This window comes from Variovorax sp. GW460-12-1-14-LB1 (genome assembly GCF_059423605.1).
On record NZ_JBWKYF010000055.1, the window covers coordinates 18,962 to 44,835 of the forward strand.

Annotated in this window: 25 protein-coding genes and 1 pseudogene; 10 read left to right on the forward strand and 16 right to left on the reverse strand. The window is 69.1% G+C overall.

The window, feature by feature from the left end; genetic code table 11:
- Positions 1–2: 2 nt before the first annotated feature.
- The 6 genes from rpoN to argS all read right to left on the reverse strand — a co-directional run bounded on the left by rpoN (position 3) and on the right by argS (position 6,504).
- Positions 3–1,592 carry an RNA polymerase factor sigma-54 gene (gene rpoN / locus AC07Y4_RS23690; protein ID WP_487848734.1) on the reverse strand — a complete coding sequence of 530 codons (1,590 nt, stop codon included), beginning with the start codon at positions 1,590–1,592 and terminating at the stop codon, positions 3–5.
- 17 nt (positions 1,593–1,609) lie between these two features.
- Complete coding sequence (lptB, locus tag AC07Y4_RS23695) at positions 1,610–2,404, reverse strand: LPS export ABC transporter ATP-binding protein (protein ID WP_070063734.1); 795 nt, start codon at positions 2,402–2,404, stop codon at positions 1,610–1,612.
- Positions 2,401–3,120 (reverse strand): lipopolysaccharide transport periplasmic protein LptA, encoded by a 720-nt coding sequence (lptA, locus tag AC07Y4_RS23700; protein WP_070063776.1) that lies wholly within the window; start codon positions 3,118–3,120, stop codon positions 2,401–2,403. Before lptA ends, lptB begins: the two co-directional genes overlap by 4 nt.
- 122 nt (positions 3,121–3,242) lie before the next feature.
- Complete coding sequence (locus tag AC07Y4_RS23705; protein ID WP_487848735.1) at positions 3,243–3,887, reverse strand: thiol:disulfide interchange protein DsbA/DsbL; 645 nt, start codon at positions 3,885–3,887, stop codon at positions 3,243–3,245.
- Positions 3,888–4,039: 152 nt separating this feature from the next.
- Positions 4,040–4,804: an SPOR domain-containing protein gene (locus tag AC07Y4_RS23710; protein ID WP_095949698.1), complete on the reverse strand. Its 765-nt coding sequence runs from the start codon at positions 4,802–4,804 to the stop codon at positions 4,040–4,042.
- 14 nt (positions 4,805–4,818) lie between these two features.
- Positions 4,819–6,504, reverse strand: a complete 1,686-nt coding sequence (argS, locus tag AC07Y4_RS23715; protein ID WP_487848736.1) for an arginine--tRNA ligase — start codon at positions 6,502–6,504, stop codon at positions 4,819–4,821.
- Positions 6,505–6,636: 132 nt separating this feature from the next.
- On the opposite strand from argS, the gene AC07Y4_RS23720 reads away from it, so the two are divergent.
- Positions 6,637–7,002: a hypothetical protein gene (locus AC07Y4_RS23720; RefSeq protein ID WP_095743349.1), complete on the forward strand. Its 366-nt coding sequence runs from the start codon at positions 6,637–6,639 to the stop codon at positions 7,000–7,002.
- Between the two features lie 87 nt (positions 7,003–7,089).
- On the opposite strand, the gene AC07Y4_RS23725 is transcribed toward AC07Y4_RS23720, so the two are convergent.
- From AC07Y4_RS23725 to AC07Y4_RS23740, 4 genes are all read right to left on the reverse strand, one after another.
- Positions 7,090–7,542 (reverse strand): DUF2214 family protein, encoded by a 453-nt coding sequence (locus AC07Y4_RS23725; RefSeq protein ID WP_056584391.1) that lies wholly within the window; start codon positions 7,540–7,542, stop codon positions 7,090–7,092.
- Between the two features lie 64 nt (positions 7,543–7,606).
- On the reverse strand, positions 7,607–8,533 hold the full coding sequence (locus AC07Y4_RS23730; RefSeq protein ID WP_070063730.1) for a LysR family transcriptional regulator: 927 nt from the start codon (positions 8,531–8,533) through the stop codon (positions 7,607–7,609).
- Positions 8,534–8,565: 32 nt separating this feature from the next.
- Positions 8,566–9,756: a CaiB/BaiF CoA transferase family protein gene (locus tag AC07Y4_RS23735; protein ID WP_095743347.1), complete on the reverse strand. Its 1,191-nt coding sequence runs from the start codon at positions 9,754–9,756 to the stop codon at positions 8,566–8,568.
- Positions 9,749–10,684, reverse strand: coding sequence for a hydroxymethylglutaryl-CoA lyase (locus AC07Y4_RS23740; RefSeq protein ID WP_487848737.1), 936 nt, complete (start codon positions 10,682–10,684; stop codon positions 9,749–9,751). The genes AC07Y4_RS23735 and AC07Y4_RS23740 overlap by 8 nt, the downstream gene beginning before the upstream one ends.
- 89 nt (positions 10,685–10,773) lie before the next feature.
- On the opposite strand from AC07Y4_RS23740, the gene AC07Y4_RS23745 reads away from it, so the two are divergent.
- On the forward strand, positions 10,774–11,514 hold the full coding sequence (locus AC07Y4_RS23745) for an IclR family transcriptional regulator (protein WP_487848738.1): 741 nt from the start codon (positions 10,774–10,776) through the stop codon (positions 11,512–11,514).
- A gap of 3 nt (positions 11,515–11,517) precedes the next feature.
- On the opposite strand, the gene AC07Y4_RS23750 is transcribed toward AC07Y4_RS23745, so the two are convergent.
- On the reverse strand, positions 11,518–12,486 hold the full coding sequence (locus AC07Y4_RS23750) for a Bug family tripartite tricarboxylate transporter substrate binding protein (RefSeq protein WP_159273627.1): 969 nt from the start codon (positions 12,484–12,486) through the stop codon (positions 11,518–11,520).
- Between the two features lie 46 nt (positions 12,487–12,532).
- Positions 12,533–13,516 (reverse strand): annotated as a pseudogene (gene hisC, locus AC07Y4_RS23755) (histidinol-phosphate transaminase); the annotation flags it as partial.
- Between the two features lie 255 nt (positions 13,517–13,771).
- Between hisC and AC07Y4_RS23760 the strand changes: the two are divergent.
- Positions 13,772–15,946 carry a malate synthase G gene (locus AC07Y4_RS23760; protein ID WP_487848739.1) on the forward strand — a complete coding sequence of 725 codons (2,175 nt, stop codon included), beginning with the start codon at positions 13,772–13,774 and terminating at the stop codon, positions 15,944–15,946.
- Between the two features lie 149 nt (positions 15,947–16,095).
- Positions 16,096–17,367 (forward strand): MFS transporter, encoded by a 1,272-nt coding sequence (locus tag AC07Y4_RS23765; RefSeq protein WP_487848740.1) that lies wholly within the window; start codon positions 16,096–16,098, stop codon positions 17,365–17,367.
- Positions 17,368–17,383: 16 nt separating this feature from the next.
- Here AC07Y4_RS23765 and AC07Y4_RS23770 read toward each other — a convergent pair whose 3' ends face one another.
- Positions 17,384–18,166: a hypothetical protein gene (locus AC07Y4_RS23770; RefSeq protein ID WP_487848741.1), complete on the reverse strand. Its 783-nt coding sequence runs from the start codon at positions 18,164–18,166 to the stop codon at positions 17,384–17,386.
- Positions 18,159–18,386: a hypothetical protein gene (locus AC07Y4_RS23775; protein ID WP_062479749.1), complete on the reverse strand. Its 228-nt coding sequence runs from the start codon at positions 18,384–18,386 to the stop codon at positions 18,159–18,161. The genes AC07Y4_RS23770 and AC07Y4_RS23775 overlap by 8 nt, the downstream gene beginning before the upstream one ends.
- A 396-nt stretch (positions 18,387–18,782) precedes the next feature.
- Here AC07Y4_RS23775 and AC07Y4_RS23780 point away from each other — a divergent pair, with 396 nt between their 5' ends.
- The gene (locus AC07Y4_RS23780) at positions 18,783–19,352 is read left to right on the forward strand and encodes a fasciclin domain-containing protein (protein WP_139702187.1); all 570 of its coding nucleotides are present in this window, start codon (positions 18,783–18,785) and stop codon (positions 19,350–19,352) included.
- A gap of 25 nt (positions 19,353–19,377) precedes the next feature.
- Here the strand turns inward: AC07Y4_RS23780 and AC07Y4_RS23785 are convergent, their stop codons facing one another.
- Positions 19,378–20,304, reverse strand: coding sequence for a LysR substrate-binding domain-containing protein (locus AC07Y4_RS23785; RefSeq protein WP_487848742.1), 927 nt, complete (start codon positions 20,302–20,304; stop codon positions 19,378–19,380).
- A gap of 82 nt (positions 20,305–20,386) precedes the next feature.
- Here AC07Y4_RS23785 and AC07Y4_RS23790 point away from each other — a divergent pair, with 82 nt between their 5' ends.
- The 5 genes from AC07Y4_RS23790 to AC07Y4_RS23810 all read left to right on the forward strand — a co-directional run bounded on the left by AC07Y4_RS23790 (position 20,387) and on the right by AC07Y4_RS23810 (position 24,425).
- Positions 20,387–20,743 (forward strand): DUF2917 domain-containing protein, encoded by a 357-nt coding sequence (locus AC07Y4_RS23790; protein WP_062479754.1) that lies wholly within the window; start codon positions 20,387–20,389, stop codon positions 20,741–20,743.
- Positions 20,744–20,908: 165 nt separating this feature from the next.
- Positions 20,909–21,730: an enoyl-CoA hydratase-related protein gene (locus AC07Y4_RS23795; protein ID WP_487848743.1), complete on the forward strand. Its 822-nt coding sequence runs from the start codon at positions 20,909–20,911 to the stop codon at positions 21,728–21,730.
- A 7-nt stretch (positions 21,731–21,737) separates the two neighbouring features.
- Complete coding sequence (locus AC07Y4_RS23800; protein WP_095949712.1) at positions 21,738–22,895, forward strand: acyl-CoA dehydrogenase family protein; 1,158 nt, start codon at positions 21,738–21,740, stop codon at positions 22,893–22,895.
- Between the two features lie 58 nt (positions 22,896–22,953).
- A complete protein-coding gene (locus tag AC07Y4_RS23805; RefSeq protein WP_487848744.1) occupies positions 22,954–24,210 on the forward strand; it encodes a 6-phosphofructokinase in 1,257 nt (418 codons plus the stop codon).
- Entirely contained in the window at positions 24,207–24,425 is a 219-nt protein-coding gene (locus AC07Y4_RS23810; RefSeq protein WP_095743338.1) for a cysteine-rich CWC family protein, read from the forward strand. Before AC07Y4_RS23805 ends, AC07Y4_RS23810 begins: the two co-directional genes overlap by 4 nt.
- On the opposite strand, the gene AC07Y4_RS23815 is transcribed toward AC07Y4_RS23810, so the two are convergent.
- Positions 24,416–25,738: a zinc-binding metallopeptidase family protein gene (locus AC07Y4_RS23815; RefSeq protein ID WP_487848745.1), complete on the reverse strand. Its 1,323-nt coding sequence runs from the start codon at positions 25,736–25,738 to the stop codon at positions 24,416–24,418. The two genes, AC07Y4_RS23810 and AC07Y4_RS23815, sit on opposite strands and share 10 nt — an antisense overlap.
- Positions 25,739–25,874 lie beyond the last annotated feature (136 nt).

The following is a 25,874-nucleotide window of genomic DNA, read 5'->3' on the forward strand; positions in this document are numbered from 1 at the left end:
TTCTACAGGGCTTTGCGCAGGTTGGCCGGTGCGATGCGCAAGGCCTCGCGGTACTTGGCGACGGTGCGGCGCGCGCACTCGATGCCCTGCTCTTTCAGCATCTCGGAAATCTGGCTGTCGGACAGCGGCTTCTTGATGCTTTCCGAACTCACGAACTGCTTGATCAGCGCGCGCACCGCGGTGCTCGACGCGTTGCCGCCGGTCTCGGTGCCCAGCGCCGAGCCGAAGAAGTACTTGAGCTCGACCGTGCCGAAGGGCGTGGCCATGTACTTGGCGGTGGTCACGCGCGAGATGGTCGACTCGTGCAGGCCCAGCTCGTCGGCGATCTCGCGCAGCACCAGCGGGCGCATGGCCAGCTCGCCGTGCACGAAGTAGCTCTTCTGGCGCTCGACGATGGCGTTGCTCACGCGCAGGATGGTGTCGAAGCGCTGCTGGATGTTCTTGATGAACCAGCGCGCCTCCTGCAGCCGCTGCGACAGCGCCTGGCTGCCCTCGCCCTTGTGCGACTTGAGCGCCCCGGCGTAGATGTCGTGCACGCGCAGGCGCGGCATGACCTCGGGGTTCAGCATGACGCGGAACTTCACGTTCGTGCCGCGCCCGGTCTTGGTCACGATCACGTCGGGAATGACGATGTTGCGCTCGACGTCGACAAAGCGGCGCCCTGGCTTGGGTTCGAGCCGCGCAATGACTTGCAGCGCCGAGCGCACCAGCTCTTCGTTGGTGCGCGTGAGCGTGGCCAGGCGCTTGAAGTCGCGCCGCGCGAGCAGCTCCATCGGCTGCTTGCAGATCGCGATGGCGGTCTTGCGGATGAGCGCTTCGGCCTCGGTCTCGTCTTCGCTGGCGAGCGCCTTCAGCTGGATGCTCAGGCATTCGCCCAGGTCGCGCGCACCGACGCCGACCGGCTCCAGGCTCTGCAGCAGGCCCAGCGCCACCTGGAAGTGGTGCACGAGGTCGTCGAACTGGTCGTTGTCGTCGCCCGCCAGGCCCGAGGCCAGCGCGGGCAGCGAGTCTTCGAGGTAGCCGTCGTCGTTGAGCGACTCGATCAGGAAGCGCAGCGCGGCGCAGTCGTTTTCATTGAGCCGCAGGCTCAGCGCCTGGCGGTGCAGGAAGGACTGCAGCGACTCCTGGCTGCGCGCGAGTTCGGTGGCATCGGCACGCTCGTCGTCGCCCAGGTTGTTCTGGCGCGCGGGTGCGTCGCTGCCCCACTCGCTGTCGTCGGGCGCCATGTCGACGGTGCCGTCGCCTTCCCAGTCGGGCTCGCGCTCAGCGATCTCGGCGGCGGGGCCGTCGGTGTCGGGGGTCGAGGAGGTGGTGTCGCTGGACGTGGAGGAAGTGCTGGCGGCGGACGGCGTGAACTCGGCCTCCCCCTCGCCCGCGTCGTCGCGCGGCACCGGCGCATCGGCCGTGTCCAGCCCGAACTCCTCGCGCGCCGCTTCTTCCGCGGTGCGTTCGAGGAACGGGTTCTCGTCCAGCATCTGCTCCACTTCCTGGCTCAGTTCGAGCGTGGAGAGCTGGAGCAGGCGAATGGACTGCTGCAGCTGTGGCGTCAGCGCCAGATGCTGCGAGACGCGAAGGGACAGCCCTTGCTTCATGGAGACCCGACCCTCCCTTACATGCGGAAGTGCTCGCCGAGGTACACCCTGCGTACCTCGGCGTTGTCGACGATCTCCGAGGGTGTGCCTTGTGCCAGCACGTGCCCGTCGCTGATGATGAACGCGTGATCGCAGATGCCCAGCGTTTCACGCACGTTGTGGTCGGTGATGAGCACGCCGATGCCGCGCTCTTTCAGGAAACTGATGATCCGCTGGATCTCGATCACCGCGATCGGGTCGATGCCGGCGAAGGGCTCGTCCAGCAGGATGAAGCGCGGCTGCGTGGCCAGTGCGCGCGCGATCTCGACGCGGCGGCGCTCGCCGCCCGACAGCGCGAGCGCGGGCGAATCGCGCAGGTGGTCCACGCGCAGGTCGGCCAGCAGGTCGGCCAGGCGCTCTTCGGTGTGCTGCTTGGTCAGCGGCATCATGCGGCCGTTGGCGTCGGGCTCGCGCTGCAGCTCGAGCACGGCACGCACGTTTTCCTCGACCGTGAGCTTGCGGAAGATCGAGGCTTCCTGCGGCAGGTAGCTCAGGCCCATGCGCGCGCGGCGGTGAATGGGCATGTGGGCGATGGGCTCGCCGTCGATGGTGATCTCGCCGGCGTCGGCGCGCACCAGCCCGACGATCATGTAGAACGAGGTGGTCTTGCCCGCGCCGTTGGGGCCGAGCAGTCCGACGACCTCGCCTTTTTGCACATCGAGCGAGACGTCTTTCACGACCGTGCGGCTGCCGTAGCTCTTCTTGAGGCCGCGCGCCACGAGGCGGCTGCCCGGAATGCCGTCGGCGGTCTGGGTTCCTGCGGTTTCGATCACTTGCGCCCTTCCCCTTCGGTGCCGCCCAGCGTGGTGCTCGGGCGCAGCCCGGCGCCGGGCGCGGGGGTGGGTGCCGGGGCCGCGGGCTTCTTGCCGCCGGCCGCGGGTGCGGAGCCGGGCGCCGCCGGGGCCGGCGTGGCCTTCGGCGTGAGGATGGCCTTGACGCGGCCGCCGCCGCCCGCCGAGACGCCGGCGTTCGGCGGCACGAGGGAGCCGTTGACGGTGTAGGTGTCGTTGCTCTGGTCGTAGACGATCAGCGCGCCGCTGCTCTCGTCGTTGGCCGTGGCGCCGATCAGCCGGCGCATGACGGCGCGGCGGATGAACTTGACGTTGTCGGCGCGGCTGTCGTACTCGATGACTTCCGACTCGCCCTCGATCCACTCGTCGCCGGCGTTGCGCTTCTGCTTGTAATAGGCCAGCTTGCCGGGCGCCGCCGTGACCACGCCGTACTGGTAGCCCTCGGCGTCCTGGCGCACGTCCAGCCGCGCGCCGCGGATGATGATCGTGCCCTTCGTGACCAGCACGTTGCCGGTGAACACGCTGGTCTGTTTCAGGTCGTCGTAGCGCATCGAGTCGGACTCGATGTTCATCGGCTTGGTGCGGTCGGCGGTTTCGGCCAGGGCGCCCGAGGCGGCGCCGGCCAGCAACAGCGCGCCGAAAGCCAGGCGGCCGAGGCGACGAAGGGTGGGGAATGTGGGGATGGAGGGCAATGTCATAAAGGCACGAAACTTGCTCTGAAACATTGTATGCGTGGGATGGCAATTGCCCACCGCCGCCAATGAAAAAGCCCGCCGAAGCGGGCCTTGCATTCGACCGAAGAACCAGGTCGCCGGGTCGGTCAGCCCTTCTTGGCTTCGCCGATGAGGAAGGTCGCGACCTGCAGCACCTTGGACATGCTGCCGGCGGTTTCGCCGTCGACATACCAGCGGCCCGCCACGGCCAGGGCCGGCACGCCGGCGACCTTGTAGGCCTCGGTCTGTTGCGCCGCGCGGCGGGCCTTGCTGGCCACGCCGAAGGACGCAAAGGCTTCCTTGAACTTGGCGCCGTCGAGGCCGGCACGCTCGGCCCAGGCCTGGATGTTGGCGTCGCCGTTCAGGTTCTGGCGCTGCGCGTGGATGGCGGCGAACACCTTCGGGTGGTACTCGTCGAGCTTGCCCATGGCTTCGAGCGTGAAGTACAGGCGCTGCTTGGCTTCGACGTCGTTGCCCACGAAGGGCACCGGGATGCGGCGGAAGGCCACTTCCTTCGGGGCTGCCTTGACCCAGGCTTCGAGCGAGGGCTCGAAGTCATTGCAATGCGGGCAGTTGTACGAGAAGAACTCGACCACCTCGACCTTGCCGACGGGTGCATCGACGGGCACGCGCTTGTCGAGCACGAGGAAATCGGTGCCGGCCTTGGGGGCGCGCTGGGCGTGTGCCGGAACGGCAGCCAGCGAAAGCAGCCCGATCGAAGTGGCGGCCAGCGAAAAGTCACGACGTTTCATGGAAAAGGTTCTCCTGTGGGTACCGCAGTACAGAGCCGGCGCGCCGCCGGGAGTTCCCCGTGGACGGCGCGACCGAGGCGCTGGAATTGACAAACGAGTGCGGCAGATGCCGCGCGGGCGAGAGCTTAAAGGCTGTTCAGGAAAAGCGTCGGTCAGCGCTGCACGCGCACCAGCGCCGATTCGAGACCGCCGCCGTCGAGCCGTTCCTTGAGCCGGTCGGCGTCGTCCTTCTTGTTGAACGGGCCTGCGCGCACGCGGTAGACCGTGCGACCAGCCTGCTCGCGCTCGGTGACCTTGGCCTCGACGCCCATGAGCGACAGCTTGGCGCGCTGCGCCTCGGCGTCGTCGGTGGTGCGGAAGGCGCCAGCCTGCACGAAGTACATGAAGGGGTCGGCACCCGACGACGACGGCGCGGCGGCCGTGTGGCTCGGCGCGGCGGACGCGGTGGTCGTGCTGCCGCCTGCGCGGGCTCGGGCCAAGTCGCCCAGCGGATCGTTCGACGGCGGCAGGGCGTTGGCTTCGGCCGGCACCGGCGCGGGGCGCGCCGGCTTGGGCGCCACCACCACGGGGGCCGGGGCGGTGACCGGCGCGGTGGCGACGGGCGGCGTGCCGGGCGCCACGGTGGCGGGCGCGCCGGTGATCGGATTCACCGGGCCGGTGGCCGTGGCGGCCGGCGGCGTGGCGGCGGGCTTGGGCGCGCCGGCCTTGCCGGCCAGCGGCGCGTTCGGATCCCAGTCGCGGTTCTTGCGGGCTTCGGCTTCGTCCTGCTCGGCACCGCCGCGTTGCGTCTTGTTGACGAACGGGATCGGCACCTTGGTGACGTAGACCGCGATGCCCAGGGCGACGCCCAGACCGAGCACCAGGCCGATGATCAGCCCGATGACGATGTTGCCGCGTTGTCTGCTTGTCTTCTTCATGTTCAGAGGGTGATTCACATCTTGCTCGGCGCACTGACGCCGAGGATCGCGAGGCCATTGTGCAGCACCTGCGCGGCCGCTGCGACGAGTGCGAGACGCGCCAGCTTGACCGGCTCGTCGTCCACCAGGATGCGCTCGGCATCGTAGTAGCTGTGGTAGCTGGCCGCGAGTTCGCGCAGGTAGAAAGTCACGTCATGCGGGGCGAAATCCTTCGCCGCCGCCGTCAGCATGGCCGGGTACTTGGCCAGCAGCAGCATCAGCGCCTGGGCCGCCGGGCTGTCCAGCGGCGACAGGTCGACCGCCTTGAGCGCGGCCACGTCGCCACCCCACGCCGCGAGCACCGAGCAGATGCGCGCGTGGGCGTACTGCACGTAGTACACGGGGTTGTCGTTGTTCTTGGTGACCGCGAGGTCGACGTCGAAGGTGTATTCGGTGTCGGGCTTGCGGCTGAGCAGGAAGAAGCGCACGGCATCGGTGCTGGTCCACTCGATCAGGTCGCGCAGCGTGACGTAGCTGCCGGCGCGCTTGCTGATCTTGACCTCTTCGCCGCCCTTCATGACGCGCACCATGGTGTGCAGCACGTAGTCGGGGTAGCCCTCGGGAATGCCTTCGCCCGCGGCCTGCAGGCCGGCGCGCACGCGCGCGATGGTGCCGTGGTGGTCGGTGCCCTGGATGTTCACGACCTTGTGGAAACCGCGCTCCCACTTGGCGATGTGATACGCCACATCGGGCACGAAGTACGTGTACGTGCCGTCCTGCTTCTTCATCACGCGGTCTTTGTCGTCGCCGTAGTCGGTCGACTTCAGCCACAGCGCGCCATCCTGTTCGTAGGTCTTGCCGGCGGCCACGAGCTTGGCCACGGCGGCTTCGACGCGCCCGCTGGTGTAGAGGCTGGACTCGAGGTAGTAGTTGTCGAAGCGCACGCGGAAGGCCTGCAGATCGAGGTCCTGCTCGCGGCGCAGGTAGGCCACGGCGAATTCGCGGATGCTGTCCAGGTCGTCGATGTCGCCGCTGGCGGTGTACTCGCGGTCGTCCGACTTGACGGTCTTCTTCGCCTTGAAGTCCTCGGCGATGTCGGCGATGTAGTCGCCGTTGTAGGCCGGGGCCTTTTCGCCGCTGGGCCACTCGGGGTCGCCGGGCTTGAAGCCCTTGGCGCGCAGCTGCGTGCTGTTGGCCAGCGTCTGGATCTGCACGCCGGCGTCGTTGTAATAGAACTCGCGCCACACGCTCTGGCCCTGCGAGGCCTGCAGGTTGCAGATGGCGTCGCCCAGCGCGGCCTGGCGGCCGTGGCCGACGTGCAGCGGACCGGTCGGGTTGGCCGAGACGAACTCGACCAGCACCTTTTCGCCGGTGGCGGGCTGCTGGCCGAAGGCTTCGCCGGCGGCCAGCACCTCGCGCACGATCTGCTGCTTGGCGGCAGCCTTCAGGCGGATGTTGAGGAAGCCGGGGCCGGCGATCTCGATGGCCTCGACCCATTGGCCGAAAGCGGGGGTGGCGAGCAGCGCAGCGCTCAGTTCCTCGGCCAGTTCGCGGGGCTTGCGCCCCAGCGGCTTGGCGAGCTGCATGGCAGCGGTGCTGGCGAAATCGCCGTGCGCCGCCACCTTGGGCGACTCGAACGCGGCTTTGGCACCGGCGCCGGGAGAGAGGGTTTCGAGCGTGTTCGCGAGCGCCGCGAGCAGCTCCTGTTTGACCAATAGCATCTGTGAATTTTACCGGGGGCAAACCCGGACCCAGTTAACGATCGTCATCCGATGGGCGATGTCGCCCGTTAGGATGGTCGGCCCCGAGGCGGGGCGTCTGTCACAACCCAACCTTGCAAGGACATATCCACCATGAAGAAGCTCCTTTCCCTGGTCGCCTCCACCGTCGCGCTCGGCGCCTGCCTGTCGTTCAGCGCCTACGCGCAGGACAAGGCTCCCGCCCCGGTCGTGGCCCCCGCTGCCGCCGCCGCACCTGCGGCAGCCCCTGCCGCTGCAGCCGCACCCGCCGGTGGCGCCAGCTGCGATGCCAAGGCCATCGACAAGAACGGCAAGCCCCTGGCTGGTGCCGCCAAGAACAGCTTCATGAAGAAGTGCACCAAGGAAGCCGCAGGACCCGCCTGCGCCGCCAAGGCCATCGACAAGAACGGCAAGGCCCTGGCCGGTGCCGCCAAGAACAGCTTCATGAAGAAGTGCGAAGCCGGCGCCGCCAAGGCCTGATCCGGCGCAGCGCCGTGTGGCGCTGACATTTGTTACTCCCGAAGGGCCCGCTCGCGCGGGCCTTTTCTTTTTTTTCCTGTGTGTTGATTACTTGCCGAAGCCGCGCGCCAGAAACACCGCCACCAGCGGGATCAGCGCGATCAGGTGCGCCTGGATCATCACCAGCTTGCGCGTCTTCAGGATGTCGGCCTCCGCCGGCAGCTTGCCCGTGGCGCGCAGCGTCTTGCGCCAGCGGAAGTAGGTCAGCGTCGGGAAGATCGACAGCACGCCCACGATGATGAACAGCGTGAGCTTCACGTGCAGCAGCGGGTTGGTCCAGTACCAGGCCGTGCCCTTCACGCCCCACCAGGTGCGCGCGATGCCGGTGGCCAGCACCGCGATGGCGGCGATGCCGTAGACCATGTCGACCTTGGCCAGCCTCTCGACCACGGCGGCGTTGAGCCATTGCACACGGCACAGCGCGGCTTCACTGGAGATGAACACGACCATCGTGAGGATGGCCAACAGATGCAAGTAGGCGAGGATGGCTTCGAGGGTCATCGGAAACTTTCTTCATCGGGGTTGCAAGCAAATGCAAAAAGCATTGTGCCGCCCGGTCACGATTTCAGGACCTCCCGCCCCAGAATTCCGGCTGCCCGTACTGCGCTTTGAGGAAATCAAGCCACAGTCGCACGCGCAGCGGCAGGTGCTTGGTGCCTGTGAACACCGCATAGATGCCGTTGGGCGGTGCGGCAAAGTCGTCGAGCAGGGGCACGAGCAGGCCGGCATCGATCTCGGCCTCGACCTCCCAGGTGCTGCGCCAGGCGATGCCGTGGCCCGCCAGGCACCAGTCGTGCAGCACCTGGCCGTCGGAACAATCGAGCGGACCGCTGGGGCGCAGGTGGATGAGTTCCTGCACGCCCTCCTCGCTGGTAATGCGAAAGGCCCAGCCGCGCGTCTGCGAGGCATCGCTCGACAGCGTGAGGCAGGCAAAGCGCGACAGTTCGCTCGGGTGTTTGGGCGCGCCGTGGCGGCGCAGGAACTCGGGCGTGGCGACGCAGCGGCGGCGGTTGTCGGCCAGGCGCACGCTCACGAGCGACGAGTCGGGCAGATCGCCCACGCGCACGGCGCAGTCGAAGCTCTCGCCCGTGACGTCGACCACGCGGTCGCTGAGGTTCAGCGAGATCGTCACCTCGGGGTGCAGCGCATGGAAGCGCGGCACCAGCGGCGCGACGTGGCGGCGGCCGAAGCCGGCCGGCGCGGTCACGCGCAGGTGGCCGCTGGCCTTCACGCCGCCGGCGCTCACGCTGGCCTCGGCGTTCGCGAACTCGGTCAAGAGGCGCTGGCAGTCTTCGAGAAAGGCGCTGCCTTCGTGCGTGAGCGCGATGCGGCGCGTGGTGCGCACCAGCAGCTTGACGCCCAGGCGTTCTTCGAGCGCGTCGATGCGACGACCCATGATCGCGGGCGCCACGCCTTCCGCCTTGGCCGCCGCGGTGAGGCTGCCGCGGGTCGCGACCGAGACAAAGGATTCGAGCTGCTTGAGGCGGTCCATGGCGCGGGAACTATATCGCCCGCCACCGAAGATCAGTCGCCGGCCGTGACGCCCTGCGCCCGCAGCGCGGCGATGTCGCCGTCGCTGTAGCCCACTTCCTTCAGCAGCGCCGCGCTGTGCTCGCCGATGTGCGGCGGCTGCAGGCGGATGCCGGGGCGCTCGCCGCCCAGCGTGAACGGCGCGAGCGGCACCTTGGCCATGTGGCCGTCGTTCATGCGCACGGGCGCGAGGCCGCCGGTGGCGTTCAGGTGCGGATCGTCGAACAGCTCCTGCGGCTTGGTGATGGGCGCGAAGGGCAGCTCGTTCTGTTCGAACACCGCACTGAGTTCGGCCGCGCTGTGGTTGGCCAGGTGCGAACGCAGGATCGGCATCATCCACTCGCGTGCGCGCACGCGGTCGTTGTTGGTCTTCAGGCGCGGGTCGGCCAGCATCTCCTCGAGGCCGAAGGCCTTGCAGAAGATGGCCCACTGCTTGTCGCTCACGGCCGCCAGGAAGATCTGCTCGCCGTCCTTCACCGTGAACACGTCGTACACGGCCCAGGCCGAGATGCGGCTGGGCATCGGGTCGGCGGCCTTGCCGGTGGCGGCGAACTGCATCATGTGCTGCGCGACGAGGAACACGTTGTTCTCGAACAGCGCCGACTGCACCTCGCAGCCCTTGCCCGTGAGGTCGCGCTGGCGCAGCGCGGCCATCGCGCCGATGGCGCCGAACATGCCGCCCATGATGTCGTTCACGCTGGTGCCCGCGCGCAGCGGATCGCCCGCGCGGCCGGTCATGTAGGCCAGGCCGCCCATCATCTGCACCACCTCGTCCAGCGCCGTGCGGTGGTCGTACGGGCCGGGCAAAAAGCCCTTGTGGCTCACGTAGATGAGGCGCGGGTTGAGCTTGGCGAGCGTGTCGTAATCGAGCCCCAGCTTCTTCATCGTGCCGGGCTTGAAGTTCTCGCTCACGATGTCGGCGGTGGCGATGAGGCGCAGCGCGGCCTCCACGCCCTCGGGCTTCTTCAGGTCGAGCGCGATGCTCTTCTTGTTGCGGTTGAAGGTCGGGAAAAAGCCCGCGCCCGAGCCCAGCAGGCGGCGCGTGTTGTCGCCCTCGATGGGCTCGACCTTGATGACCTCGGCGCCCAGGTCGGCCAGCAGCAGGCCGCAGGTCGGGCCCATGACCATGTGGGTGAATTCGACGACGCGCACGCCCGCGTAGGGCAAGGGATTGGCTTCAGACATGCGAGAGGGTTTCCTGGACAAAGCCCTTGGGCAGGCCGGCTTCGGGCGTCATGCCGTAGACCGGTTCGCCGGGCAGGCCGGCCTTGAGCGGCGCGCGCGCCGCGATGAGTTTGTCGATGTCGATGCCGGTGCGCACGCCCATGGCCTCGAACATGAAGACGAGGTCTTCGGTGACCGCATTGCCCGACGCGCCCGGCGCATACGGGCAGCCGCCGAGGCCGCCGAGCGAGGCGTCGAAGGTGCGCACGCCCTCGTCCCACGCGGCCAGGCAGTTGGCAATGCCCAGGCCGCGCGTGTTGTGCATGTGGGCCGCGCCCGCGTGCACGCCGAGTTCGGCGCGCAGCCGCTTGAAGAGGCGGCGCACCTGCGCGGGGTTGGCGTAGCCCACGGTGTCCGACAGGCCGACCTCCTGCGCGCCGGCCTCGACGCACTGCACCGCCAGGCGGATCACGTCGTCTTCCGGCACCAAGCCCTGCAGCGTGCAGCCGAAGGCGGTGGAGATGCCGGCTTCGAGCCTCACCTGCGGCGCGAGGGCACCGCGCAGTTCGGCGATGGCGCGCACCTCCTCGACCATCTCGGTCGGCGTCTTGCGCACGTTGGCCAGCGAATGCGCGACGCTGGCCGACACCGGCATCGTGAGCTTGTGCACGCCCGCCTCGAGCGCGGCCTGCGCGCCCTTGCGGTTGGGCACCAGCGCCATCACCACGAGGCCGGGCAGCGTGACGGCATGGCGCACCACCTCGGCGGCATCGGCCATCTGCGGCAGCAGCTTCGCGGGCACGAAGGAGGCGACCTCGATCTCGCGCAGGCCGGCGGCATGCAGCGCGTCGATCCAGCGCAGCTTGTCGGCCGTGGGCATGGTGGCCTTCACGGACTGCAGGCCGTCGCGCGGGCCGACCTCGCTGATGAGAACGTCGGGGGAGGTCATCGGGTGCTTTCTTGACTGTTCTATCTTGCAGAACTATATTCTGACAAACAGAATTAAATCGGCAAGCCCGCCGACTGTCAAGCCACGCCATGCCCCGCAAAGCCCAGACCGAATCGGTGTCCGACCTCAACGCCGCCCCCGGCGGCGCCGCCGCGGTCGACCGCGCGCTGAGCCTGCTGTCGGCCTTCCGGCCCGGCGACGAGGCGCTGTCGCTCGCGCAGTTCGCCGAGCGCACGCAGCTGTACAAGAGCACGGTGCTGCGCCTGCTGGCCTCGCTCGAACATGCGCGGCTGATCCGCCGGCAGGACGACGGGCGCTATGCGCTGGGGCTGGAGATCGCGCGGCTGCACGGGCTGTACGCGGCGTCGCAGTCGCTCGACCGCCTCGTGGTGCCGGTGCTGCGCACGCTCGCCGCCGCCACCGGCGAGAGCGCGGCGTACCACGTGCGGCAGGACCAGGGCGACAGCTGGGTGCGGCTGTGCCAGTTCCGCGTCGATTCGTCGCACGTCGTGCGCGACCACGTGCGCGCAGGCGACCTGCTGCCCAACGACCGGGGCGCGGGCGCGCGCGTGCTGATCGCCTTCGGGCCCGAGGCCGAACGGCCGCGCGGCGCCAGGGAGCGCAAGCTGTACGACGCGATCCGCGCGCAAGGCTATTGCGCGCTGGTGGGCGACCGCACGGCCGAGCTGGCGGGCATCTCGGCGCCGGTGTTCCATGCGGATGGCGGCCTGGCCGCGGCGGTCACGCTGACGATGCCAACGCACCGCTATGACGCGGCCTACATCGAGCCCGTGCGCGCGGCGGCGAAGGCGCTCAGCGGGCAGGTCTGAGCATCAGGATTCGGCTTTGAAGCCGGAGTTCTTGATCGGCAGTTCCCACCGCTTCAGGTGCGTCGCCTGGATCGTCGCCAGCTCCGCCGGCCCCGCATGCGCCGGCACGAGGCCCAGCGCGTAGATCTTTTCCTGCACGTCGGGCAGGCGCAGCGCGTCGGCCACGGCCTTGTCGATGCGCGCGACCAGCTCGGGCGACATGCCCGGCGGGCCATACAAGCCGAAGAAGGCATCGGCCGTCACGTTGATGCCGGCCTCTTTCAGCGTCGGCACGTCGGGCAGCGCGCGGCTGCGCTTTTCGCCTGTCACCGCGAGGATGCGGACCTTGCCCGCGCGGTGGTGCTCGATGGTTTCCGAGGCGGTGTCGACCATCAGCGGCACCTGTCCGCCGATGAGGTCCTGCGCGGCCGGCGCGCCGCCGCGGTAGGCGACGTGCGTCATCGGCACGCCCGAGGCCTGCGCCAGCAGCTGGCCCGCGAAGTGCGGCACCGTGCCGGCGCCCGAGGTCGCGTAGTTGGCCTTGCCCGGGTTGGCCTTCATCCAGGCCAGCACCGCCTTCAGGTCACCCGCCGGCGCGCCCGGTCCGGCCGTCACCGCGAAGTCGAAGGTGCTGCCGAGCGAGATCGGCGTGAAGTCTTTCACCGTGTCGTAGCCGAGGTTCGCGTACAGCCACGGGTGGATCACCATCGCGCCGCTGGGCGAGAAGATGAGCACGCTGCCGTCCGGCGGCGAGCGCTTGAGTTCGGCCAGCGCGAGCCGGCCGGCCGCGCCGGGCTTGTTGTCGACGATGACGTTCTGTCCGAGCGACACGCGCATCTTGTCGGCCAGGATCCGCGCGACCACGTCGGCCGAGCCGCCCGGCGGAAAGCCGATCAGGATGCGCACCGTGCGCTCCTGCGCGAACGCCATCGGCGCGAGGGCCGTGGCGGTGATGACGGCAGCGGCCTGCGCTGCGAACTGGCGGCGTTGCATGGGGCGGTCTCCTCGGGGTGGTTGTTCTTCGGTGTGCGTGGGGTCTTCAGCGCAGCGCGGCCAGCAGCGCCTCGTTCTGCGCCGGCAGGCCGACGCTCACGCGCAGCCATTGCGGCAGGCCATAAGGGCCGAGCAGCGAGACCTCGATGCCGGCGGCCAGCAGGCGCGCGTGCACGGCCGGCGCATCACCGACCTGCACCATCACGAAGTTGCCCGACGACGGCACGTGCGGCAGGCCCAGCGCGGTGAAGCCCGCGGCGAGCTGTTCGCGCCCGGCGGTGTTGAGTTCGTAGGTGCGCGCCAGAAAGTCGGCGTCGCCCAGCGCCGCCACGGCCGCAGCCTGGGCCGGCGTCGTCACGTTGAAGCGCGGGCGGTGCGCGTTCATGCGCGCCGTGAGCGCCGGCTGCGACACGCCGTAGCCGATGCGCAGCCCCGCCAGGCCGAAGGCCTTGGAAAAAGTGCGCGCCACGATCAGGTTGGGCAGGCGGCGCACCCATTCGATGCTGTCGTAGCGCTGCGCGGGCGACAGGTACTCGGTGTAGGCCTCGTCGAGCAGCACCGTCACGTGCGCGGGCACCGATTGCAGAAACTCGCGCAGCGGCGCAGCATCGATGAAGGTGCCGGTCGGGTTGTTCGGGTTGGCCACGAAGACCAGCTTGGTGTCGTCGCCGATGGCGGCGCGCATCGCGTCCAGGTCGTGGCCGAAGTCGCGCGAAGGCACGACGGTGGCGCGCGCGTGGGCGTGCGCCGTGGCCGCCGCATAGACGATGAAGCCGTACTGCGAATAGACGACGTTCTCGCCCGGCTTGAGGCTGACCTGCGCCGCGAGCTCGAGGATCTCGCTCGACCCGCTGCCCAGCGTGAGCCACTCGGGCGGCACGTCGAGCCGCGCGGCCAGCGCCTGCTTGAGCGCGGTGCCGTTGCTGTCGGGGTAGTTGCCCGCACCTTCGAGGGCGGCGGCGGCGGCGCGGCGGGCCGACTCGGGCATGCCGAGCGGGTTTTCGTTGGAAGCCAGGAGGATCATTGCGGCGGGAGCTGATTATTTAAGAAGTTAAATATATACAGCTGCCACCGGCCCGGCCTCAGGGCCTACCCTTTGAAGCGGGACTGGGACCTTGTTCGATTACCTTCATTTTTGTCACAGATAAATCTCACTTTCGGCTCTTACTGGCCGACAAAGTATCGAATACAGTTCTCCCATGGCTTCACCTGGGGCAAGTGCGCCCCACTGCTGCGCCGCCCCCGATTTCCTGTTTTTTGCATTGCGTTCCCCAAGGAGAAACACATGACCGACCGCACCACCGCCCACCGACTCCAGGTCGCGACCGAACTGCACCGCTTCGTCGAAGAGAAGGTCCTGCCCGCCAGCGGCGTGGCCAGCGACGTGTTCTGGAAGGGCTTCGACGCCATCGTCCATGACCTGGCGCCCAAGAACGTCGCCCTGCTCGCCGAGCGCGACCGCCTGCAGAGCGAACTCGACGCCTGGCACAAGAAGAACCCCGGCCCGATCGCCGACATGCCGGCCTACCGCGCCTTCCTGGAAAAGATCGGCTACCTGCTGCCGCAACCCAAGGGCGTGAAGGCCACCACGGCCAACGTCGACTCCGAGCTCGCGCTGCAGGCCGGCCCGCAGCTGGTGGTGCCGATCCTGAACGCGCGCTACGCCCTGAACGCCGCCAACGCGCGCTGGGGTTCGCTGTACGACGCGCTGTACGGCACCGACGCCATTCCCGAAACCGGCGGCGCCGAAAAGGGCAAGGGCTACAACCCCGTGCGCGGCGCCAAGGTCATCGAGTTCGCACGCAACGTGCTCGATCAGGCCGCCCCGCTGGCCAACGGTTCGCACAAGAACGCCACCGGCTACAGCGTGAAGGACGGCCAGCTGGTCGTCGCGCTGCAGGGCAGCACCACCGGCCTGGCCGATGCGTCGCAGTTCGTCGGCTACCAGGGCGACGCCGCCGCGCCGTCGTCGGTGCTGCTCAAGCACAACGGCATCCACCTGGACATCCGCATCGACCGCAGCACCGCCATCGGCAAGAGCGATGCGGCCGGCGTGAGCGACCTCGTGCTCGAAGCCGCGCTCTCGACCATCCTCGACCTGGAAGACTCGGTGGCCGTGGTCGACGCGGCCGACAAGGTCGTCGCGTACGCCAACTGGCTGGGCATCGTGCAGGGCACGCTCACCGAAGAAGTCGCCAAGGGCGGCAAGACCTTCACGCGCGGCCTGAACGCCGACCGCGAGTACACCGGCGCCAACGGCCAGCCGCTGAAGCTGCACGGCCGCTCGCTCATGTTCCTGCGCAACGTGGGCCACCTGATGACCAACCCGGCCATCCTGTACGAAGGCGGCAAGGAGATCCCCGAAGGCATCCTGGACGCCGTGGTCACCACCACCATCGCCATGATCGACGTCAAGCGCAAGGGCAACTCGCGCACCGGCAGCATCTACATCGTCAAGCCCAAGATGCACGGCCCGGCCGAAGTCGCCTTTGCCAGCGAGCTGTTCGGCCGCGTCGAGCAGCTGCTGGGCCTGCCCGCCAACACCGTCAAGCTCGGCATCATGGACGAGGAGCGCCGCACCAGCGTGAACCTGCAGGCCTGCATCGCCGAAGCCGCCGCGCGCGTGGCCTTCATCAACACCGGCTTCCTGGACCGCACCGGCGACGAGATGCACACCGCCATGCAGGGCGGCCCGATGATCCGCAAGGGCGACATGAAGTCCAGCGCCTGGATCGGTGCCTACGAAAAGAACAACGTGCTCGTCGGCCTGAACTGCGGCCTGCGCGGCAAGGCGCAGATCGGCAAGGGCATGTGGGCCATGCCCGACCTGATGGCCGCCATGCTCGAGCAGAAGATCGCCCACCCCAAGGCCGGCGCCAACACCGCCTGGGTGCCCTCGCCCACCGCCGCCACGCTGCACGCGCTGCACTACCACCAGGTCAGCGTGACCGCGGTGCAGCAGGAACTGGAAAAGATCGACGCCGACGGCGAGCGCGAGAACATCCTGAACGCGCTGCTGCAGGTGCCGATCGCCGCCGAAGCCAAGTGGACCGACGCCGAGAAGCAGCAGGAAATCGACAACAACGTGCAGGGCATCCTGGGCTACGTGGTGCGCTGGGTCGACCAGGGCGTGGGCTGCTCGAAGGTGCCCGACATCCACAACGTCGGCCTCATGGAAGACCGCGCCACGCTGCGCATCTCCAGCCAGCACATCGCCAACTGGCTGCTGCACGGCGTGGTCACGAAGGCGCAGGTCGACGAGGCCTTCCAGCGCATGGCCAAGGTGGTCGACGAGCAGAACGCCGGCGACGCGCTGTACCAGCCGATGGCCGGCCACTTCGACACCTCGGCCGCCTACAAGGCCGCGCAGGACCTCGTGTTCAAGGGCATCGAGCAGCCCAGCGGCTACACCGAGCCGCTGCTGCACGCCTGGCGCCTGAAGGTGAAGGCCGCGGCCTGACGCGCGCCTTGCGCAGTGCCGGCCACCGCCGGCGCTGACGCCTCGGAGACACGCAACGAACGGCGCCCTCGGGCGCCGTTCTGCATGGGGCGCGACATGCCGGTAGCATCGACGCCGCCCTCTTCTCTCTCCGGTCTCCGTCTCTCCCGATGAACAAGCACGCGGCTTCGCCGCCCCCGACCCGCGGGTCGACCTCGGCCGCGGCCATGCTGGTCGCACTGGCCACCGCCTTCGCGCTGAGCCAGGCCTTTCGCACCGTCGGCGCCATGATGGCCACGCCGCTCACGCAGCACTTCGGACTCACGCCGCAGGCGCTGGGCACGTGGGCCGGCACCTTCCATTTCACCTTCGGCATCATGCAGCTCGCGATGGGCGTGTCGATCGACCACTTCGGCGTGCGCCGCACCGTGCTCACCGCCTTTCCGCTCGCCATTGCGGGCGCCGCGCTGTGCACCGTGGCGCCGGGCTTCGGCGCGCTGCTGCTGGGGCAGGCGCTGATCGGCGTGGGCTGCGCGCCGGCCTTCCTGGCCTGCACCGTGTTCATCGCGCGGCACTTCGACGCCGCGCGTTTCACCGCCATGTCGGGGCTGGTGATGAGCCTCGCGGGCATGGGCATCCTGTTCACCGGCACGCCGCTGGCGCTGCTGATCGAGGCCGCCTCGTGGCGCGCCGGCTATGCCGCGCTGACCGCCTTCGCCGTGCTCTCGTGGATCGTCATCTTCTGGCGCGTGCACGAGCCCGCACGCACGACAACAACGATCGCATCGGACGAACCCGCACCCGAGCGCCAGTCGCTGCGCCAGGCCGTGCGCGACCTGCTGCCGCTGTTCGCCATGCCGCACACGCTCGGCCTGCTGTGCTTCGCCTGCGTGTCGTATGCCGCCTTCATCACGCTGCGCGGCCTGTGGCTCGGCCCCGTGCTGCACGACCGCCACGGCCTCTCGCTCGTGGCCAGCGGCAACGTGGCGCTGGTGATGACCGTCGCCGGCATGGCCAGCCCCATGCTGTTCGGCCGCCTCGACCCCGGCGGCGCGCGCCGCACGCGCTGGATGATGCGCTGCGCCTTCGCCGGCGCGGCGATGTTCGCCGCCATGGCCCTCACGCAGTCGCGCGCCATCGACATCGGCCTGCCGATCGTCTACGGCATGCTCTCGGGCTACAGCGTGCTGCTGTACGCGTACACCAAGAACGCCTACCCGGCGGCCGTGACGGGCCGTGCGATGGCGCTGCTCAACATGGCCATGTTCCTGGGCGTCTCGCTGATGCAATGGACCACCGGCGTCGCCGCCTCCTGGGCCGTGGCCCAGGGCAGCGAGCCGTTCCGCGCGGTGTTCCTTACGGTGAGCGGGATGCTGGCGGCGGGGACGCTGGCGTTTCTGCTGCTGCCGCGGGCGAAGGTGCCGGTACGTCCCACGCCCTGATCACCGACACGCCGCCTCACGCCGCATCCCCCAACCGCGCCCGCACCTCGCGCCGGCTCAGCTGGCGCTTGGCGACGGCATAGACATCGTGACGCCCATACATGTCGAAGTGCGTGGGCAGGCCCGGCGCGGAACGTCGCGCCGCACCGCAGCGCGTGACCATGCAGCGGCGCAGCACGTCATAGCACCTGGGCTCCGGCTGCGCCGTGCCTGTGCGCTCGGGAAACTTCGCCAGCACGACCTCGAACCAGCAACCCTCGACGCAGTGCCACTGCGTGGTCTCGTCGATCACGTGGAAGACCGCGTAAGGCGTGCCGCCGCGCCGCGCGGCCCGGTCCACACGGCGCGCCGCGCGCGCCTCGCGCAGACGCCGGTTCGGCAGCAGGATGCCGGTGACCGGGTGCACGAACAGCTCGACGCCCGGCGCTTCGTGCAGCGGCACGCCGTCGCGGGTTCCCCAGCGGTAGGGCCGCACCCGCACTTCGCCGTCGCACAGCACCGCGTCGCGCGCCACGAAGTCGTCGACGTGCAGGAAGATGTGCGCCTGCACCGTGCTGCGGCGATCGATGCCCGCGCACAGCTCGGCGTACACCTTGTCCCACGGCCGGTGCACCTGCTTGTGCAGCCAGCGCTTGAGCGGCTGGAGGTTTTCGCTCAGCCACTTCGGATGCTGCAGGCCGCGCTTCATGCCCAGGTGCGAACCGCGCTCGGGGCTGTTGCGCCACGGGCGGCCATCGCCCTGCACGCGCCAGCCGCCGCGCGGACGCTCGACGATCACCTTGTCCATGTCGTCACGCATCGTCGGCCCTCCGCCCGAAGTCGCGCGCGGCTTTCTGCAACGCCACCTTCTGCGCGCGCCGCTCGGCGCGGTGGGTGCGCAGGTGGCGGCCCGCGCCCTGGCTGGATTCGCGGCGGGCCATCGCGGCCACCACGGGATTGCGCGGTGCCGACGCGGGCACCGCAAAGTAGAACCGGCCCAGACGCTTGTCGTCGTCGCGGGCCTTTCGTTGAGCACTCATGTGCACACACTCCGAAAAAACAAAAAGGCCCCGGCGAATGCAGTTGCGCGCGGGGCCCTTGTCGATTCGGCCGCGGCGGATGCGAAGGTGCACATCCGGCCGGGGCGGTCGGTGTGCGTCAGGTGTTCAGTGAACGGTTCATTGAATGGTGTTCTCGCCCGGGAGGTTGATCGTCGCCGTGCGCGGTGTCTGGAAAAACGGTCGCTGAAAAAGGAAGGGCGGATTCTGGCGAGGGCCTTCGCCGTGCGCAAGCCCGGCGCGGCGCGCTGTGGCGCAAAGCTGACAGGGCACATCGGTTGAATCCGCTTCGCACATCGCGCCGTATGGCATCTCAAGCGCATCGCGCCTCCGAGCTGTTGGCGGTTTCCACAGAGCCTTTCCTTCCAGGAGACATCCATGAAAAAACTCGTGATCGCCCTCGGCGTGTCGGTCCTGCTCGGCGCGTGCGCCGGCAGTGGCATGAGCAACGCCAGCAGCAGTGCCGCCACCCCCATGGTCGGCGGCGCGCCGATGTACCCGACGAAGGACATCGTCGACAACGCGGTGAATTCGAAGGACCACACGACGCTGGTCGCCGCGGTGAAGGCGGCCGACCTGGTGGCCACGCTCAAGAGCCCGGGCCCGTTCACGGTGTTCGCGCCCACCAACGCCTCGTTCGCGGCGCTGCCGGCCGGCACGGTCGACACGCTGCTCAAGCCCGAGAACAAGGCCACGCTCACCAAGGTGCTGACCTACCACGTGGTGCCCGGGCGCATGGACAGCGCGGCGCTGACGAGCGCGATCAACGCAGGCGGCGGCAAGGCGATGCTCAAGACCGCCAGCGGCGGCACGCTCACGGCGACGATGAGCGGCGGCACGGTGTGGGTGACCGACGCCAAGGGCGGCACGGCGGCGGTGACGATCGCCAATGTCTACCAGTCGAACGGCGTGATCCACGTCGTCAACAAGGTGCTGCTGCCAGGTTGATCGGCAGGCGGGCGGCGGCCCTTCGTCAGCTCCGCTGCGCGGCCTCCGCCTCGTCGCGCAGCCATTGCGCGAAGTCCTGCGCGTCGCGGTTGCCCGCGGCGCGCCGCGACATCTCGATGAAGTAGCCGCGGTGCGATGCCACGCCCTGGCCGAGCGGCGCCACGAGCCGGCCGTCGCGCACCAGTTCGCGCAGCAGCGGCAGGCGCCCGATGACCACGCCCTGCCCCGCCACCGCGGCGGCCACCGCATCGGCGTACTGCGAGAAGCGCAGCGTGCTCTTCATGCGCAGGTCTTCCAGCACCATCACCTTGAGCCACGGCTCCCAGTCGGCGGTCGGGGCTTCGCTGTGGTCCGGGTATTCGATGGTCAGCAGCGTGAGCTTGGAAAAATCGGACAGCTCGCGCAGCGACGCGGCCACCTGCGGCGCGCACAGCGGGATCACCGATTCCTCGAACAGCGCCGGGCCCACGCCGCGCCCGATGGGAACGAAGCGCACCGCAAGGTCCAGCCGGCTCACGTCCAGGTCGAGCACGTCGAGCGTGGCTGACACACGCACGTCGACCTGCGGATGCGTGCTGGTGAAGCGCGCCAGTTTCGGAATGAGCCACAGCGACGCGAAGCCCGGCGTGGTGGTGATCGACACCTGCCGCGGCGCGGCGCTGGCGCGCACGCGCGCGGTGGCGTCGCGCAGGCGCTCCAGGCTGTCGGTGACGGCGCGCTGCAGCACGCCGCCGGCCTCGGTGAGCGCGAGCGCACGGTGGCGGCGCTCGAACAGCAGCACGCCCAGGCTGGCTTCGAGCTGCTGGATCTGCCGGCTCACGGCCGACTGCGTGAGGTGCAGCTCGCCCGCCGCCAGCGTGAAGCTGAGCCGGCGCGCGGCGGCCTCGAAGCTGCGCAGCAGCTCGAGCGGCGGGAGCTCGCCGGCAGGGGTTTTCGCATTCTCTGTAGGCATGCAACGAGTTCCGAATGACCGCGTGTAAGAGAGGGTTCGGCTCACTATATTCATTCGTATCACGAATGCAATGGAGGTTCCCATGAGCACCACCGACCGGTCCCCTTCCACCTTTTTCTCCTCGTCGAGCTCGCGCTTCCACGTGAGCCTGCCCAGCCGCGCCGTCTTCGCCGTGCCCGACGGCGCGGGCGTGGGCATCGAATGCCGCAGCGGCGCGGTGTGGATCACGCTCGACCGCGACCCGCGCGACATCGTGCTCGGGCCGGGCGAGCGCTTCGAGAGCACCGAGCACCGGCGCGTGCTGGTGTCGGCGCTGGAGTCGTCGTGCATCTCGGTGTCGGACGCGCAGCCCGCCGCGCTGCCGAACCCGGCCTCGCGCGCACAAGCTCGCGTGCGGTCGCCTTGGCGACTGGCACTGCACGGGTTGTCCCCGGCTTGACCGCGGGCGCCGTGGCATCGAACCTCGATGCCATGGACCGCCCCCGCAGGGAGCAGCACCGCGCGCCGCCGTGACGACAGGCGGCTTTTTGCTTTGGGCGTCCGTTTTCCTTCTTGGCCTTGAAAGGGACACGCCCATGACCACCACTTCTGGCGCAGCGCTCGCATGACCGCGCCGCAACCCACACCCCAACCCTGCGTGCTGTGCGAGCAGGCCGACGGCATCGCCACGCTCACGCTGAACCTGCCGCACAAGCTGAACCCGATCGCGAAAGACCTGCAGGTCGAGTTGCGCGACGCGCTCGAGCGCATCCGCGACGACCGCACGGTGCGCGCCGTGATCCTCACCGGCGCCGGCAAGGCCTTCTGCGTGGGCGCCGACCTGAGCGCGATGGCGCCGCCCGGCGAACCCGGCCAGACGCTCGGCGACCAGACCGCCGAGTGGATGCAGAAGCTCAGCAACCCGCTCATCGAGACGCTGCGCACGCTGCCGGTGCCGGTGGTGGCAGCGGTCAACGGTCCGGCGGCCGGTGCGGGCGTGGGCCTGGCGCTCGCGGCCGACGTGACCATTGCGGCGCGCAGTGCCTACTTCTACCTCCCGTTCCTGCCCAAGCTGGGCATCGTGCCCGACCTGGGTTGCACCTGGGCCATTCCACGACGCGCCGGTCGTGCACGCGCGATGGGCATGGCGCTGCTCGACGAGCGCCTGAGCGCCGGACGCGCCGTGCAGTGGGGCCTGATCTGGGCCTGCGCCGACGACGAGCAACTGATGGACGAGGCCCGCGCCATCGCGCAGCGCCTCGCGCGCCTGCCGGCGCACGCAGTGCTCGAAGCGCGCGAGGCCTTCGAGGCCTCGGAGCACCACACACTGAAGGAACAACTGCACTACGAGAGCGAGCGCCAGCGCGCGCTCATCGACCGCCCCAGCTTCCGTGAAGGCGTGAGCGCCTTCCTGCAGAAGCGCCCCCCAGTTTTCGAAATCCGCTGACGTCCCCATGACCATCGAACGCACCCTTTTCACCGCCGACCACGAGGCCTTCCGCGACAGCTTCCGCCGCTTCATGGACAAGGAGATCGCGCCCTTCCACGACGACTGGGAAGAGCAGGGCTATGTGGACCGCGCCGTCTGGTCCAAGGCCGGCGAGAACGGCTTCCTGTGCATGGCACTGCCCGACACCTACGGCGGTGCGGGCGCCGACCTGCTGTATTCGGTGATCCAGTTCGAGGAGCTGTGGGCACGCGGCTTCACGGGCATCGGCTTCGGCCTGCACAACGAGATCGTGGCGCCGTACATCCTGCGCTACGGCACCGAGGCGCAGAAGCAGCACTACCTGCCCAAGCTCGCCAGCGGCGAGATGGTCGGCGCCATCGCCATGAGCGAACCCGGCGCGGGCAGCGACCTGCAGGCCGTGAAGACCAGCGCCATCCGGCAAGCCGACGGCAGCTACCTGCTCAATGGCAGCAAGACCTTCATCACCAACGGCTGGCATGCCGACCTGGTGATCGTGGTCGCCAAGACCGACCCGGCCGCGGGCGCGAAGGGCACGAGCCTGTTCCTCGTCGAGCGCGGCATGCCGGGCTTCGAGAAGGGCAAGCGCCTGAAGAAGCTGGGCCTGAAGGCGCAGGACACCTCGGAGCTGTTCTTCAACGACGTGCGCCTGCCCGCCGACGCGCTGCTGGGCGAGGTCAACCGCGGCTTCGTCTGCCTGATGGAGCAGCTGCCGTGGGAGCGGCTGCAGATCGCGATCAGCGCGGTGGCCGCGTCGCAAGCGGCCATCGACCACACCGTGGCCTACGTGAAGGAGCGCAAGGTGTTCGGCCAGCCCGTGGGTAACTACCAGAACACGCGCTACACGCTGGCCGAGCTGCAGACCGAGGTGCAGGTGGCGCAGGTGTTCGTCGACAAGTGCATCGAGCTGCTCATGGCCGAGAAGCTCGACACCGCCACCGCGAGCATGGCCAAGTACTGGACCAGCGACCTGCAGTGCAAGGTGATGGACGAGTGCGTGCAGCTGCACGGCGGCTACGGCTTCATGTGGGAGTACCCGATCACCCGCGCGTACGCCGACGCGCGCGTGCAGCGCATCTACGGCGGCACCAACGAGATCATGAAAGAGGTGATCACGCGCGCGATGGGCCTCGGCGGGCGCTGAAGCTCCCCGCATTTGGCACCACTGGCGCCATGGAAAGGGCTGCGGGAGAATGCCGCGCATGCCCATCCTCAACGCCTTCTACGCCCAGTCGGGCGGCGTCACCTCGGTCATCAACGCCTCGGCCTGCGGCGTGATCGAGACGGCGCGCCAGCACCCGGACCGCATCGGCACGCTCTATGCCGGACGCAACGGCATCCTCGGCGCGCTCACCGAGGACCTGATCGACACCAGCGCCGAGCCGGCCGAGGCGATCGCGGCGCTGCGCACCACGCCCTCGGGCGCCTTCGGCTCGTGCCGCTACAAGCTCAAGTCGCTCGAAAAAAATCGCCGTGAGTACGAGCGCCTGATCGAGGTGTTCAAGGCGCACGGCATCGGCTACTTCTTCTACAACGGCGGCGGCGACTCGGCCGACACCTGCTTCAAGGTGAGCCAGCTGTCGCAGTCGATGGGCTACCCGCTGCAGGCCATCCACGTGCCCAAGACCATCGACAACGACCTGCCGCTGACCGACTGCTGCCCGGGCTTCGGCTCGGTGGCGAAGTACGTGGCGGTGTCCACGCTCGAAGCCTCGTTCGACGTGCGCTCGATGGCCGCCACCTCCACCAAGGTGTTCGTGCTCGAGGTGATGGGCCGCCATGCCGGCTGGATCGCCGCGGCCGGCGGGCTGGTGGCCGACCATGGCATTCCGGTGGTGGTGCTGTTCCCCGAGATCGAGTTCGACGCGGCCCGCTTCCTGGCGCGCGTCGATGCCATGGTGCAGCAGCACGGCTACTGCTCGGTGGTGGTGTCCGAAGGCTGCCACCATCCCGACGGCACCTTCCTGGCCGAGCAGGGCGCGTGCGATGCCTTCGGCCATGCCCAGCTGGGCGGCGCGGCGCCGGTGGTGGCGCAGATGGTGAAGGAGGCGCTGGGCCACAAGTTCCACTGGGCGGTGGCCGACTACCTGCAGCGCGCGGCGCGGCACATCGCCTCGGCCACCGACGTGAAGCAGGCCTACGAGCTGGGCCAGCGCGCGGTCGAGCTGGCGCTCGAAGGCCGCAACGCGGTGATGCCGACCATCGAGCGCACGAGCGACGTGCCCTATGCGTACACGCTGGGCGCGGCGCCGCTCGAAGCGGTGGCCAATGTCGAGAAGCCGATGCCGCGCGACTTCATCTCGGACGACGGCTACGGCATCACCGAGAAGTGCCGCCGCTACCTGCTGCCGCTGATCGCGGGCGAGGACTACCCCGCCTACCGCGACGGCCTGCCGGTGTACGCGACGCTGCGCAACGTGGCGGTGCCGAAGAAGCTGCCGGCCTTCGCGCTCGCATGACGGTGGTCATCGACACCGCGCGCTGTCCGCTGTGCGGCGAGGCGAACCGCTGCGCGATGGAGGTCGAGCGCGAGACCGGGCAGGCGCAGCCGCCCTGCTGGTGCATGGCCGCCGATTTTTCGCTGGCGCCGCTCGACACGCTGCCGCCGGCGCTGCGCGGCCAGGCCTGCATCTGCGCGCGCTGTGCCGCAGGAAAGCCGCCGCCTCAGGACTGAGCGACGTCGCCCTGCGACTGCGATTGGGTCTGCCCCTGTGCAGGCTCGGCAGCCTCCGTCGCGGCTTCCGCCACATCCCCCGCCGTCACCATCGTCGGCGCCGTGCCGCTGCGCTGCGCGGTGACCACGCCGTGGATGAACTGCAGCTTGCCCACCGCCGCGCGCGGCAGCACGAAGGGGTAGTAGTCGGGCTGGCCCATGCTGCGCGACAGCTCGTTGAGCATGCTGGTCAGCAGCACCCAGCCGTTGATGAAGTCGAGGAATTTCGCGGCGTCGGGATGCTCGGGCTGCCACAGGTCGGCGGCGGTGAAGAGGTCGCTCGTGAGTTCCACATTGCTCGCGTCGATGCCGAAGCTCATCGCCGTGTCGGCGGTGTCCGCCATGTGCAGGTAGTGGGCCCAGGTCTCGGCCCAGTCTTCCCACGGGTGCATGCTCGCGTAGCTGCTGACGAAGCGCTGCGCCCAGTCGGGCGGCGGGCCCTGCTCGTAGTGCTGCTGCAGCGCGGCGCCGTAGTCGGCGCGCTCGTCGCCGAAGAGCACGCGGTAGTCGTCGATCCAGCGCGTGGGCAGCACCAGCAGGTCCCAGTAGTAGTGGCCGATCTCGTGGCGAAAGTGCCCCAGCAGCGTGCGGTAGGGCTCGTGCATCTCGGCGCGGATGCGCTCGCGCACGGCGTCTTCGGCCTCCTCGGCATTGAGCGTGATCAGGCCGTGCTCGTGGCCCGTCATCACGTGCGGGGCGCCCGGCATGTTGCTGAGAAAGTCGAAGGCCAGCCCGTGCACCGGATCGGCATGGCGGCTCACCACCGGCAGGCCGAGCGCGAGCAGCTGCGAGATCAGGCGGCGCTTGGGCATCTCGAGCTTGCGCCAGAGTTCGCCGTTGGCCTCCACCGACAGGTCGGGGATGGTGCGCGTGACGCTGCAGGCCAGGCAGTAGCCGGGCGCCAGGCCCTGCGTGTCGGCCGGAATGGTCTCGCCCTCGCGCGGCTGCGCCACCATCCAGTTGCAGGCGGCCGGCGTCATGAGGTTGGCGCAGCGGCGGTAGGTGGCGCCGTGCGGGTCGCCGAAGACAGTGAAGGTGTCGGGCAAGGCGCCCTCGCCTTCGGCGGGCGCCAGCGGCACCACGCCGAGGCGGTCGATCACGTAGCCCAGCGGCGTGTGGCAGGCCAGGCACTCGCTGTTGCGCAGGAACACGGGGCGCCCGCACTGGCAGCGGTAGGCGCGGCTGACGGTGGGCGCGGCGAGTTCGGCCGAAAGCGTGGGGGCCGCCTCGGGCGCGGCCGGGTCATGGACGGAGTCGGGGGTCGATGGATGCATGGCTTGTTCTTTGGAGACTTGACGCACAGGGGACAGCCGCCGCATTGTGCGACCGGCCCGCGCGCGGTCGACTCCGCAAACACCGATATGCTTGTAGGACGACGGACCCGCGACCGTCCCTGCGCCGCCCCATGAC

What these genes read in the sequence shown, in the direction of transcription:
- rpoN (WP_487848734.1), bottom strand. Translation starts at nt 1,592, where the DNA reads ATGAAGCAAGGGCTGTCCCTTCGCGTCTCGCAGCATCTGGCGCTGACG.
- lptA (WP_070063776.1), bottom strand. Translation starts at nt 3,120, where the DNA reads ATGACATTGCCCTCCATCCCCACATTCCCCACCCTTCGTCGCCTCGGC.
- AC07Y4_RS23705 (WP_487848735.1), bottom strand. Translation starts at nt 3,887, where the DNA reads ATGAAACGTCGTGACTTTTCGCTGGCCGCCACTTCGATCGGGCTGCTT.
- AC07Y4_RS23710 (WP_095949698.1), bottom strand. Translation starts at nt 4,804, where the DNA reads ATGAAGAAGACAAGCAGACAACGCGGCAACATCGTCATCGGGCTGATC.
- argS (WP_487848736.1), bottom strand. Translation starts at nt 6,504, where the DNA reads ATGCTATTGGTCAAACAGGAGCTGCTCGCGGCGCTCGCGAACACGCTC.
- AC07Y4_RS23720 (WP_095743349.1), top strand. Translation starts at nt 6,637, where the DNA reads ATGAAGAAGCTCCTTTCCCTGGTCGCCTCCACCGTCGCGCTCGGCGCC.
- AC07Y4_RS23725 (WP_056584391.1), bottom strand. Translation starts at nt 7,542, where the DNA reads ATGACCCTCGAAGCCATCCTCGCCTACTTGCATCTGTTGGCCATCCTC.
- AC07Y4_RS23730 (WP_070063730.1), bottom strand. Translation starts at nt 8,533, where the DNA reads ATGGACCGCCTCAAGCAGCTCGAATCCTTTGTCTCGGTCGCGACCCGC.
- AC07Y4_RS23735 (WP_095743347.1), bottom strand. Translation starts at nt 9,756, where the DNA reads ATGTCTGAAGCCAATCCCTTGCCCTACGCGGGCGTGCGCGTCGTCGAA.
- AC07Y4_RS23740 (WP_487848737.1), bottom strand. Translation starts at nt 10,684, where the DNA reads ATGACCTCCCCCGACGTTCTCATCAGCGAGGTCGGCCCGCGCGACGGC.
- AC07Y4_RS23745 (WP_487848738.1), top strand. Translation starts at nt 10,774, where the DNA reads ATGCCCCGCAAAGCCCAGACCGAATCGGTGTCCGACCTCAACGCCGCC.
- AC07Y4_RS23750 (WP_159273627.1), bottom strand. Translation starts at nt 12,486, where the DNA reads ATGCAACGCCGCCAGTTCGCAGCGCAGGCCGCTGCCGTCATCACCGCC.
- AC07Y4_RS23760 (WP_487848739.1), top strand. Translation starts at nt 13,772, where the DNA reads ATGACCGACCGCACCACCGCCCACCGACTCCAGGTCGCGACCGAACTG.
- AC07Y4_RS23765 (WP_487848740.1), top strand. Translation starts at nt 16,096, where the DNA reads ATGAACAAGCACGCGGCTTCGCCGCCCCCGACCCGCGGGTCGACCTCG.
- AC07Y4_RS23770 (WP_487848741.1), bottom strand. Translation starts at nt 18,166, where the DNA reads ATGCGTGACGACATGGACAAGGTGATCGTCGAGCGTCCGCGCGGCGGC.
- AC07Y4_RS23775 (WP_062479749.1), bottom strand. Translation starts at nt 18,386, where the DNA reads ATGAGTGCTCAACGAAAGGCCCGCGACGACGACAAGCGTCTGGGCCGG.
- AC07Y4_RS23780 (WP_139702187.1), top strand. Translation starts at nt 18,783, where the DNA reads ATGAAAAAACTCGTGATCGCCCTCGGCGTGTCGGTCCTGCTCGGCGCG.
- AC07Y4_RS23785 (WP_487848742.1), bottom strand. Translation starts at nt 20,304, where the DNA reads ATGCCTACAGAGAATGCGAAAACCCCTGCCGGCGAGCTCCCGCCGCTC.
- AC07Y4_RS23790 (WP_062479754.1), top strand. Translation starts at nt 20,387, where the DNA reads ATGAGCACCACCGACCGGTCCCCTTCCACCTTTTTCTCCTCGTCGAGC.
- AC07Y4_RS23795 (WP_487848743.1), top strand. Translation starts at nt 20,909, where the DNA reads ATGACCGCGCCGCAACCCACACCCCAACCCTGCGTGCTGTGCGAGCAG.
- AC07Y4_RS23800 (WP_095949712.1), top strand. Translation starts at nt 21,738, where the DNA reads ATGACCATCGAACGCACCCTTTTCACCGCCGACCACGAGGCCTTCCGC.
- AC07Y4_RS23805 (WP_487848744.1), top strand. Translation starts at nt 22,954, where the DNA reads ATGCCCATCCTCAACGCCTTCTACGCCCAGTCGGGCGGCGTCACCTCG.
- AC07Y4_RS23810 (WP_095743338.1), top strand. Translation starts at nt 24,207, where the DNA reads ATGACGGTGGTCATCGACACCGCGCGCTGTCCGCTGTGCGGCGAGGCG.
- AC07Y4_RS23815 (WP_487848745.1), bottom strand. Translation starts at nt 25,738, where the DNA reads ATGCATCCATCGACCCCCGACTCCGTCCATGACCCGGCCGCGCCCGAG.